This is a genomic window from Collinsella sp. LCP19S3_D5 (genome assembly GCF_052121415.1).
Classification (GTDB): domain Bacteria; phylum Actinomycetota; class Coriobacteriia; order Coriobacteriales; family Coriobacteriaceae; genus Collinsella.
The window spans coordinates 104,448-115,478 of the sequence record NZ_JBQKEH010000004.1 but is presented as its reverse complement, the minus strand read 5'-3'; the positions used below and the strand labels follow the sequence as shown (position 1 = coordinate 115,478).

Genomic DNA, 11,031 nt, shown 5'->3' with positions numbered 1-11,031 from the left:
ATCAGATAAAACGACAAAAGGGGCCGGCCTTGCACATCGGTGAGGCCGGCCCCTTTTGGGGTGTTGGGTATGTATGGCGGCACAGGGTTTATTGCGATGCGGCCGCTGCGGCGTTTTCGCATATAAAACCTGCCAAAATAAACATCCCTTTTTGGTAGGTTTTAGTGCTTGCCGTTGGCAGAGGCGGAGCCGTTGACGTGGTCGCGGGCATAGATTACGCCGTGCACAATCGCCAGGCCGGCGGCGTCGGCGGCGCGGGCGCAGGTGTCCTGAAAGTCCTCGGCCTCGCGGGCGCGCAGCTGCTTGAGCACGTAGTCGGCGACAGCCATCTTGCCGGGAGGGTTGCCGATGCCGGTGCGGATGCGGCTAAAGTCGCGGCTGCCCATCTTGTCGATGATGGAACGCAGACCGTTGTGGCCGGCGTGGCCGCCGCCCACCTTGACGCGCACGTCGCCGGCGGGAATGTCGAGCTCATCGTGGATTACGAGCAACTCCTCGGCCTTGATTTTGTACTCGCGGCAAAGCTTGGAGATGGGGCCGCCCGAGGTGTTCATGTACGACTGCGGCTTGACCAGCACAATCTGGCGCTTGCCGCCCTCTTCCTCTGGATCGTTGATGTTGATGAGCGCGACCTCGGCGCCGGCCTGGTTTTTCCAGTACGTGACGCCGGCCTGACGCGCCAGCTCGTCGATCGCCTTAAAGCCTGCGTTGTGGCGGGTCTCGGCATACTCATCGCCAGGGTTGCCAAGTCCGGCAACCATGCGAATCTTAAGCGGCTGTGCAGCTGCCATGTGCTTCCTTTCATCGATTTGTCGCCTGCTATGGTGAGCGACCCCGTTGCTGCTGTCAAATGGAGGGTGATTGAGGCCGCATGAGGGCGTTTGGACAGTCGTCAGAAGCCGGGATGGACAGTTAGTTCAGATTTGTATAAACCAAGAGATCTTTAACTGCCAAAATCGGGGCCACGGAACTGTCATGGCGCTTTGGGGAGCACAATTTGCGCTATTTCAGATCTTTTGAGTCTTCAAATGAGGTGATTGGCGCCGGGATGGCGGCAAACCACCTCGAAATGAGCCGTCTGTTTATACAAATCTGAACTAACTGTCCAGCCATGCTCGGTAGCACTGGGTAAAAGTCTTTTAGACCGGCGCGAGGCCGATTCCGGCCCGCAGGGTGTTGAGCCAGGCGGCCTGACGCTTGCGATAACCCTTGATGCGGTAGCGGAATCGAACTCCCGCAAGTCGATGCATCGTCTGGGCGAAGGCTTCGAGTGCAACAAGGTCCTTCATTTGGTCACGGTTGATAACCAGGACGTGGATACCCATGGCCTTAAGGCCATTGTTGCGATTGCCATCGTGGATGCGAGCGTTTTGAAGCTCATGTCCAATTCCGTTGTATTCGTTGTCGACTCCGGCGGCTGGGCAATATAAGTCGCAGATGGCGTAGGGGATGCCCGAGGACATGTTGACCGCAAGGGTGTCGAAATCGACTCGATAGTTGAGCAGCAGGCCTCCCATGGGCAGGCTGCAACACCCGAATCCGCCAAAGCGCATGGGTGCGCCCAGGACGGCGAACATCAATGATTCCGCTGGGGATGCGGATCCGGCCCGGGCGAGTTTGATAGCTGTGCGAAACGAGGCGTAGGAACTACTTTTGGCAAACCGTGCGACTGCCTCGAGCTCTTCGATGGTTGTGGCGGGCTCGCATTTGTAGTGTGCCTGTTCGTAGCGGGTTTCGGATTGCTTTTCGGGTGTCGGTTGATCGCCTTGGCAATCGAGATCGTCCATCGTTTCGAAGCTGTTGGCCTCGGGCCACGTGTCGTCGTAGGCGATGGGGTAAGTTGCTTCGGGCGGAAGTGAGTAGGTCCCGAGCAGTTCCATGAGAAGCATCAAGGTTTTGGCAACCGATTCATTTTTGGAACAAAGCATGGCCGTCATGGCGGGAGACGTTGCGTAGATGTCGGCTTCGATGTGCATGATCGCGCCCTGGGGGAGAGGGGCGGTGATGGTGTGCTGGAGGAGCCGTCCGTCGGGTCGTCTGTTGCTGCCGCTCGCAACAAAGAGGTCTAGACGCTCGGAGTCGTCTTCGCTCCAGGCGTCAAGTATTGCAAGGGCCGCAAAGTCTATGGCGTCCTTGTTGGGAACGCAACCTACGAGGGCTTGTGTCTGTTGCTCGTCATCGATGGCGTCCCAGGGAAGGGCGGAGTACGCCCGTCGAGCGCGGCGAATTGCGCGGAGGGCGGAGAGGTGTGAAATTACGGTTGTCATAGCTATAAGGTACTAAGCCGTTGGCGAAATGATATGGCCGTACCGTTCTTTTCGCTCAAAGGGGCGTCGCGCGCCGCGGGCGGTAACGACATCATACGGAATGCCTTGGAAAAGTGGAGAATGGAGTGATGGGTTGGCCTTGGAGGCATCTACTGAGATGGGTGCTGGACAGTTAGTTCAGATTTGTACAAGGTGACCGGGGTGTATTGCCGTTGTTGAAGGACTCGGTGGGCAAAATGGGGCCAATGGCATGGTGAAGAGATCCATAGGTGGAGGAATCGAGTAGAATTATGCCGGCAAGAGAGCTTTCGATACATTAAATGGCCCAAACGAATGCCCAAATTAATACAAATCTGAACTAACTGTCCAAGGCGGGTTGTCGAGGGGCAGAAAAAAGGTCGGAAGTGAGCTTCCGACCCTTCAAAAACACCAAAGATGATGCGATGCGCGCTGGATTACAGCGCGAAGTCGCCGCCGACGAGCGTGGAGACGGGCTCCTCGTGGTAAACGGCAGAGATGGCCTCGGCGAACTCCTCGGCGACCGAGATGGTCTTGATCTTGCCGCCAACCTCGACGGGGATGGCATCGGTGACGAGGCACTCGACGATGGGGGCGTCGTTCAGGCGCTCGATGGCCGGGCCGGAGAAGATGCCGTGGGTGGCGCACACGTAGATGTCGCCGGCACCCATAGCCTTGAGCTCCTTGACGTTGGCGCACAGGGTGCCAGCGGTGTCGATCATGTCGTCATTGATGATGCAGGTCTTGCCCTTGATGTCACCGATGATGCCCATGACCTCGGCGGCGTTGTGGCGCGGACGGCCCTTGTGGGCGATGGCGAGGCTGCAGCCGAGCATGTCGGAGAGCTTCTTGGCGGCTTTGGCGCGACCCACGTCGGGGGAGACGACAACCAGGTTGTCGGTGTCGAAGTGCATGTCGTTGTAGTACTGGCCAAACAGCGGCAGTGCAGACAGGTGGTTAACCGGGATATCGAAGAAACCCTGAATCTGGCCCTGATGCAGGTCGAGGGTGATGATGCGGTTGACGCCAGCGCGCTCGAGCAGGTTGGCGACGAGGCGGGCGGTGATGGGCTCGCGCGGGCCGGCCTTGCGGTCCTGGCGGGCATAGCCGTAGTGGGTGATGACGGCGGTGATGGAGCGGGCGGATGCGCGCTTGGCAGCGTCGGTGGCGATGAGCAGCTCCATGAGCATGTCGTTGACGTTGCCGCCGGCCACGGACTGAATCAGGAAGACGTCGGCGCCGCGGACGGTCTCGTCGTAGCGGGCGTAAATCTCACCATTGGCGAACTGCTTTAGCGTAAGGCCCGAAAGCTCGACCCCAAGGTACTCAGCGATCTTCTGAGCGAGGGGACGGTTGGAGGAACCGGAATACACGCGGATGGACTTGCGCATATTCTCCGACTTCTCGGGATCATTAATCGGCATTACCCTTCTCCTTTATATATCGAATGCCATATAGATGCCTTGTTGCATTGTAACCGCGCGGCGGGGTTTATCGGGTCTTGATAACGTCTTTACCGTCAACGGACACGAACCGACCACTCATCCGGTCGCGCAGGTCAGCATAGAAAAAGGAGCCATCCCCATGGGAACAGCTCCTTAGATGCTTGGTAAAACGTTATACCTCGTCGTCCTCGTGCAGACGGCGGCGATAATCGGCGGCCCAGCCCTCAATATTTACCTGACGGGCGCGGCCCAGGCCGAGTGCGTCAGCCGGGACCGGCTCGGTGATGACGGAGCCGGCGGCCACGAGTGCGCCGTCGCCGATCTGGGCAGGCGCGACCATCATGGTATCGGAACCGATGAAGGCATCCTTGCCGATGACGGTCTTGTGCTTGTGCACGCCGTCGTAGTTGCAGGTGATGGAGCCCGCTCCCACGTTGACGCCGGAACCCATGGTGGTGTCGCCGATGTAGGACAGGTGCGGCACCTTGGAGCCCTCGCCGATCGTGGACTTCTTGATCTCCACGTGTGTGCCGGCCTTGGAGCCATCGAGCATGTGGGTGCCCGGGCGCAGGTAGGCGCGCGGGCCGCAGTCGACGCCGTTCTCGATGACAGCCTCGATGGCGATGGTCTCATCGATGGTGCAGCCGCTGCCGACGGTGGTGTCGGTGAGGCGGCTGTTGGGGCCGAGCTGGCACTCCTCGCCCACGGTGACGTGGCCGATCAGGTGCGTCTGCGGCCACACGACGGTGTCGCGGCCGATGGCGGCGTCGGGGCCGATCCAGGCCTGCGTGGGGTCGATGAAGGTAACGCCCTCGGCCATCCAGTGCTCGTTGATGCGGTCGCGCGCGATAGCGGTGAGTTGCGCGAGCTGGATCCGGCTGTTGACGCCCAGGCCGTCGCGGTAGTCGTCGCAGTGGAAGATGGAGACTGCCTGGCCGTGGCCCTTGAGAATCTCGAGCATGTCGGGCAGGTAGTACTCGGACTGCGCGTTGTCGTTGCCGATCTCGCTGATGTGGGCGGCGAGCTGTGCGCCGTCGAAGGCGTAGCAGCCGGCGTTGCACTCGAGCAACGTGGCGGCCTGCTCGGGCGTGCAGTCCTTCTGCTCGATGATGCGCTCGATCTGACCGTCGGCGCCCAGCTTGATGCGGCCGTAGCCAAAGGGATCGGGCGGGGTCATGGTCATGACGGTGCAGGCGAGCTCGCCGCCGGCGACGGTCTTCGCGAACTTGGCGACGGTGTCGGCGGTGATGAGCGGCAGGTCGCCGTTGAGCACGACGACGGGGCCTTGCATGATGCCGCATGCCTCGAGCGCGACCTTTACGGCGTGGCCGGTGCCCAGGCGCTCGGTCTGTTCGACGCACTCGACCTTGGTGGCGCTGTTGGCGTAGGCGCCGTCGATAAGGGCGCGCATCTCGTCAGCGTGGCTGCCGATGACGACCACGACGCGGCTGCAGCCGGCCTTGATGGTGGCGTCGACGATCCACTGGACCATGGGCTTGCCCAGGATCTTGTGCGAAACCTTGCAGTGGTTCGACTTCATGCGGGTGCCCTCGCCGGCGGCGAGGATAATTGCGGTTGCGTCCATGTGATCTCCTGTTACGTTATAGAGACGTGTGTTTGGAAACGATACACGGCGCAATATGATACCGCAGGCATATGATGAGCGCGTAACGATTGGCGCATGGCGGCTGATGTCGGTGCCGCCGGCGTGACGTTTGCGCTGGTTGTGCATGGCGGCGGCACTGCGGCGTTGGCGTTTGAGCGAGGGGATGGGGGTGTCCGTGGATATCATGCGAGAGGAATCGGGCAACGAACCCGTCGCGGCATTCTCGATGTCGCATCCGGCGGTGCCGGCGCTCTACATGGTGCTGACGCTGGGGCTCACCATGTTCTCGATGCAACCGGTGCTGCTTGCGCTGTCGCTTGCGGGCGGGCTGGCGTATGGGTTTGCGACGCGCGGCGTCGCACGCACGTTGGGGGCGCTTCGCTGGCAGCTGCCGGTGATTTTGATTATCGCGGTGCTCAACCCGTTATTTAGCGCTTCGGGCTCGACGGAACTGTTCCGTATTGGCATGCGTGCGGTGTATCTGGAGAGCATGGTATACGGCCTGTGCATGGGCGGGCTGTTTGTGGCGAGCGTGCTGTGGTTTGAGGCCGCGGCGTCGATGCTTAGCTACGACAGGGTGCTTGCGCTTTTGGGTAACACCGCGCCGGTGATCGCGCTCATGATCTCGATGTGTATGCGGCTTATCCCGCAGTTTTTGCGTCGCGGTCGCACGGTGCTGGCGGTGCAGGATGCGATTGATGTGCCGGGCCGCGCGCAGGCCGACCCCGTGCGTTCGCGCCTACGGGCATCGAGCGTGTTGATGGGCTGGGGCATGGAAGATTCGCTGGAGCGTGCGGACGCCATGCGCTCCCGTGGGTGGGGCGCCGCGGCGCGTCGCACGACGTACGCGCGGTATCGGCTGGCGCGCGGCGACGTTGCCGCGCTGGTTGGGCTTGCGCTGTTTGGCGTGGCCACGGCGGCAGTGGCGTGGACCGCGACGATGCAGTATTCGTTTTACCCGCAGCTTTCGGTGCCAGCGCCGTGGCCTGGCTATGTTGTATACGCGACCTGGATGGCGCTGCCCTGCGTGGTGCATGCGATTGACGAGAAGAGGTTTGGCTGATGGCTCGGTTGGACGGGAGCATCATGGCGGACGCGGTGTGCGGCTCGGATATGCCGGCGATTGAAGTGCGGGGCCTGCGCTTTGCCTACCCCGGGGCCGAAGTGCCGGTGTTCGAGGGGCTCGATTGGCGTGTTCCCCAAGGGACGTTTGCGTTGCTTGTCGGTGGTACCGGGTCGGGCAAGTCGACATTACTCTCGTTGCTCAAGCCCGAGATTTCGCCGGCGGGCGAATGCTCCGGCGAGCTGCGCATGCTGGGCGAAAGCGTTGCCGACATGGACGTTCGCGCGTCCGCGGAGCGCGTGGGCTATGTGTTTCAGGACCCCGAGAACCAGATTGTGTGCGAAACCGTGTGGCACGAGATGGCGTTTGGCCTGGAAAACTTAGGCATGTCGCGCGACGAGATGCGTCGTCGCGTGGCCGAGACCAGTTATTTCTTTGGGGTGGAGGATTGGCTCCACCGCGATACCGATACGCTTTCGGGCGGACGCAAGCAGCTGCTGTCGCTGGCAGCCGTGCTGGCGTTGCGCCCTCGCGTGCTGCTGCTCGACGAGCCCACGTCCCAACTGGATCCCGTTGCCGAGAAAAATTTTCTGCATGCGCTGTTTCGCGTGAATCGCGAGCTGGGCTGCACGGTTGTTGTGGCAACGCACCAGCCGCGCCCGATGCTTGAATACGCGACGTGCGCGTATCGGATTGAGGGCGGGCGCGTATGCGAGGTCGCTGACATCGCCTCCTTGGGGCATCGCGAAGAGCTGTTTTCTGGCGAGGTGCCAGGGTGGGGTGGCTCGCGGCGTGCAAAAAACGGAGTTTTCAGCAGCGCCAGTGGCCGGCCGGGCTATTTGGACCCGCGCGTGGGCGCTCCGGGCGCAAAAAAAAGACCGAAATCGGACAAATCGGCTGAATTTGAGGCGCAAATCCTGTCGCAAGACGACTCGGGGGCGCCATCGTGCGCAAGTGGATGCCGAATACTCCCAAAAATGCACGCTGGGTCGGCTACCACCCTGGCAGGGGGCTGGTTTCGCTACGATCGAGCGTCCGGCTGGGTGCTGCGCGGGCTCGATGCGTCGTTTTCGACAGGCGCGGTGCATGCTGTTGTGGGCGGTAACGGCTGCGGTAAGTCGACAATGCTTTCGGTGCTGGCCAAGACGGTCAAGTTGCAGCGTGGGCATATGGAGCGCGGGGCGGCCTCGGCGGCACTGCTGCCTCAGAATCCCAAAGCGCTGCTGGTTGCCGAGACGGTGCGCGAGGAGCTGATGGAATGGGCTTCGACCTGCGGATATGACGAGGCTATGGCGCGAGAGCGCGCGACGAGTCTGGGATTGTCCGGCTTGGATGGGCGCCATCCGTACGATCTTTCGGGCGGGCAGCGCCAGCTGCTTGCGTTGGCAAAGCTGCTGTTAATCGGCCCCGAGCTGCTATTGCTCGATGAGCCCACCAAGGGTCTGGACCTGGCCAGCCGTCGCATCATCGCCCGCGCCCTGCGCGACCATGCGGAGGCTGGCGGTACCGTCATCATGGCAACGCACGATCTGGATTTTGCCGAGCAGGTTGCCGATGACATTGCCATGATGTTCGACGGCGAGATTGCCTGCATGGAGCCGCCCGCCGACTTTTTTGCCGACAATGTGTTTTATAGGGCGTGATGGGATGGCGGATTATCGCGTCCTGCGCATACTCGCAAAACTGGAAATCCCGCTGCTGCTGGCGGTGCCGGCTGTAATGGCCGCAGCATTGTTGGCGGGCATTGAGCAGGCAGCGCTTGCCATGCTTGTCGTGGTGGCGCTGGTGCTCGCGCTGTTCTTTGCGGGTTACGAGGCATCTCGTCCGGGTTTGCGCCAGATTATGCCCTCGCTGGTTCTGGCGGCGTTGGCCGCGGCGGGGCGTATCTTGTTTGGCCCCATTCCCGACTTTAAACCGGTGAGCGCCATCGCCATTATCGCCGGGACGACGCTTGGTCGCCGCAATGGTTTTATGGTTGGCGCGCTGGCGGCGCTGACCAGCAATTTCTTTTTTGGGCAGGGCATGTGGACACCGTGGCAGATGTATGCCTGGGGTCTGGTCGGCTATGTTGGCGGCGCGCTGGCGCATGCGGGTGCGTTCGACCGTGCCGATGGAACCGTGCGCATGCCGGCGCTGATGGCGTACGGCTTTGCGTCGGGCCTGCTCTATGGCGCCGTGATTAACGCCTATGACATCATCGGTTTTGTGCAACCGCTCACGTGGGCGGGTGCCGTGGCGCGTCTTGCCACGGCGGTACCGTTCGATATCACACACGGCCTTGCGACCTGCGTGTTCTTGGCCGCTCTCTACAAACCTTGGTGTCGTCGCATTAACCGTGTCGTCGTGAAATACGGGCTGTAGTGGCGGTTGCGCCGGGGCGAGAATCAATACTGTCGAAGTGCCATTTTAAAACTATGCCGGTTTACGGGGCTAGATTGGCACAGGCAGACCATGCCGGCTTTTTCCGAAAATAGACGATCCGTCTACCTGCGGTTTTATTTTGCTTGAATTGCGTTTGGTTGGGGATTTGCGATTCAGCCCCGTAAACCGGCATGGTTTTGGAATGGCCGACTGATATGACGGGCGTCGTGGCCCTCAGAGAGCCAAATCGAGCCGTTTTCTTCCGCCCCCAGACGTCCCCAGGGAATCAGTTGACGGCGCTTGCCACGAAACTAGCCCATCTACTACGTTTAGCTTGATACCCTCGACCATGACCGCGTTTTATGAAAAACCGCAGGCTTTCTACCTGCGGTTTTCTTTTTGCGTTGTTCGCCGTGATTGAGGGTAGTGGCTTAAACGTAGTAGATGGGGCAGTTTCGTGGCGGGTGTGCCGCGTGGATTCCCTCGCGAGGTGAACATGATCCGTTTTGCTTCGTCCCCGAGGGGTCGGCTGGGGCTAGAGCTCTAGGGTGAGGGTGACGGGGCAGTGGTCGCTGCCAAAGATGTCGCCGCGGATGCCGGTGTCGCGCACGTTGCCGGCGATGGCGTCGCTCACCAGGAAGTAATCGATGCGCCAGCCCGCGTTGTTCTTGCGGGCATTAAAGCGGTAGCTCCACCAGCTGTAGACGCCCTCGACGTCGGGATTTGCCGCGCGCCAGGTATCGGTAAACCCGGCGTCGAGCAGCTCGGTAAACTTGCCGCGCTCCTCGTCCGAAAAGCCTGCGTTGCCGCGGTTGGACTTGGGGTTCTTAAGGTCGATCTCCTCGTGCGCGACGTTAAAGTCGCCGCAGGTCACCACGGGCTTGCCGGTCTCGCGCTCGAGTCCCGCCAAAAAGCCGCGATAGGCATCGTCCCAGGCCATGCGCACATCGATGCGCGCGAGCTCATTTTGGGCGTTGGGCGTATAGACGTCCACAAACCAAAACTTGTCGAACTCGAGCGCGCAGACGCGGCCCTCGGTCGCGGCCTGCGCCACGAGCTCGGCTGCCGCGCCCTCGCCGGCGTAAGGCAGCAGCGCATCGGCGCGCAGCACGCGCAGCGGTTCCTGGCGGCTAAAGACCGCAGTACCCGAATAGCCTTTACGTTCGGCGTAGCTCCAGGTTTGGTGATAACCGGGCAGGTCGATATCGGCCTGGCCCTCCTGCAGCTTGGTCTCTTGCAGCGCCAGGATATCGACATTGAGCTCCTGTGCGATCTGGATAAAGCTCGGGTCCTTTTTGAGCACGGCGCGCAGACCGTTGACGTTCCACGAGGCGAAAGTGTAAGTCTGAGGCATGGTGTCCTTTCGACGGGGTTTGCAGGCTTAAGATTAGCGCAAAAGGGGCGGTGGTGGGCTCCGCGCGTGCTGACTCAAAGGCCGCATGCTGGGATGTCGCCCGACGCTGCCCGACCAACAAGGACGGAGGACTCATATGACGCAGGCGATATCGGATCCCGAGCGGGCCTCCGCCGCACTGGCGGAGCTGTTTGGTACCCACAAGCGTGTGGTCTTCTTTGGCGGCGCCGGCGTTTCCACGGCGAGTGGCATTCCCGATTTCCGCAGCGTGGACGGCCTATATCACCAACAGTTTGCCTACCCTCCCGAGACCATGCTCTCGCATAGCTTTTACGAGGCGCATCCGGCCGAGTTCTTCGACTTCTACCGCACCAAGATGATCTCACTTGGCGCCAAGCCCAACCGCTGCCACACCAAGCTGGCCGAGCTGGAGCGTGCCGGCAAACTAAATGCCGTTGTGACGCAAAATATCGACGGTCTGCATCAGATGGCAGGCTCGCAGCGCGTGTTCGAGCTGCACGGATCGGTCCATCGCAACATTTGCCAGTCGTGCGGCGCGGTCTATAGCGCCGAGTGGATTTGCGCCCGCGGGCACGAGGACGCCGCGGGTGTGCCCGTGTGCCCCGCGTGCGGCGGGCGCATTAAGCCCGATGTGGTGCTCTACGAGGAGCCGCTCGACGAGCATGTGCTGACCGACGCCGTTGCCGCAATTGCCGCGGCCGATGCCCTCATTGTGGGCGGGACCTCGCTCGTGGTGTACCCAGCGGCGGGCCTCACGCGCTACTTTACCGGTGATACGCTGGCCATTTGCAATCTGGCGTCTACCGATCAGGATGCAAATGCCGACCTGCTGATTTCTTGCGACATCGCGGCCGCGTTTGCGTTCTAGCCCGCGCGCGCGGATACAATAGAAAGAC

The 11,031-nt window shown here is 61.3% G+C and carries 9 protein-coding genes; 4 read left to right on the top strand and 5 right to left on the bottom strand.

Annotated elements, in window-relative coordinates:
• Positions 1 to 161: 161 nt before the first annotated feature.
• From pth to glmU, 4 genes are all read right to left on the bottom strand, one after another.
• Complete coding sequence (gene pth, locus ACTQXO_RS02965; RefSeq protein WP_427717993.1) at positions 162 to 791, bottom strand: aminoacyl-tRNA hydrolase; 630 nt, start codon at positions 789 to 791, stop codon at positions 162 to 164.
• 348 nt (positions 792 to 1,139) lie between these two features.
• The gene (locus tag ACTQXO_RS02960; protein ID WP_441033143.1) at positions 1,140 to 1,976 is read right to left on the bottom strand and encodes a hypothetical protein; all 837 of its coding nucleotides are present in this window, start codon (positions 1,974 to 1,976) and stop codon (positions 1,140 to 1,142) included.
• A 746-nt stretch (positions 1,977 to 2,722) separates the two neighbouring features.
• Positions 2,723 to 3,709 (bottom strand): ribose-phosphate diphosphokinase, encoded by a 987-nt coding sequence (locus ACTQXO_RS02955; RefSeq protein WP_154516678.1) that lies wholly within the window; start codon positions 3,707 to 3,709, stop codon positions 2,723 to 2,725.
• 193 nt (positions 3,710 to 3,902) lie between these two features.
• Positions 3,903 to 5,315 carry a bifunctional UDP-N-acetylglucosamine diphosphorylase/glucosamine-1-phosphate N-acetyltransferase GlmU gene (gene glmU, locus ACTQXO_RS02950; protein ID WP_441033146.1) on the bottom strand — a complete coding sequence of 471 codons (1,413 nt, stop codon included), beginning with the start codon at positions 5,313 to 5,315 and terminating at the stop codon, positions 3,903 to 3,905.
• 205 nt (positions 5,316 to 5,520) lie between these two features.
• Here glmU and ACTQXO_RS02945 point away from each other — a divergent pair, with 205 nt between their 5' ends.
• The 3 genes from ACTQXO_RS02945 to ACTQXO_RS02935 are packed head-to-tail and all read left to right on the top strand — an operon-like array spanning position 5,521 to position 8,760.
• Complete coding sequence (locus tag ACTQXO_RS02945; protein ID WP_441033173.1) at positions 5,521 to 6,399, top strand: energy-coupling factor transporter transmembrane component T; 879 nt, start codon at positions 5,521 to 5,523, stop codon at positions 6,397 to 6,399.
• 23 nt (positions 6,400 to 6,422) lie between these two features.
• Positions 6,423 to 8,042, top strand: coding sequence for an ABC transporter ATP-binding protein (locus tag ACTQXO_RS02940; protein WP_441033149.1), 1,620 nt, complete (start codon positions 6,423 to 6,425; stop codon positions 8,040 to 8,042).
• Between the two features lie 4 nt (positions 8,043 to 8,046).
• Complete coding sequence (locus ACTQXO_RS02935) at positions 8,047 to 8,760, top strand: DUF6580 family putative transport protein (RefSeq protein WP_441033151.1); 714 nt, start codon at positions 8,047 to 8,049, stop codon at positions 8,758 to 8,760.
• Between the two features lie 535 nt (positions 8,761 to 9,295).
• Here the strand turns inward: ACTQXO_RS02935 and ACTQXO_RS02930 are convergent.
• Positions 9,296 to 10,114 (bottom strand): exodeoxyribonuclease III, encoded by an 819-nt coding sequence (locus ACTQXO_RS02930; RefSeq protein WP_154516667.1) that lies wholly within the window; start codon positions 10,112 to 10,114, stop codon positions 9,296 to 9,298.
• Positions 10,115 to 10,250: 136 nt separating this feature from the next.
• Between ACTQXO_RS02930 and ACTQXO_RS02925 the strand changes: the two genes are divergently transcribed.
• Complete coding sequence (locus ACTQXO_RS02925) at positions 10,251 to 11,003, top strand: NAD-dependent protein deacylase (RefSeq protein WP_441033153.1); 753 nt, start codon at positions 10,251 to 10,253, stop codon at positions 11,001 to 11,003.
• Positions 11,004 to 11,031 lie beyond the last annotated feature (28 nt).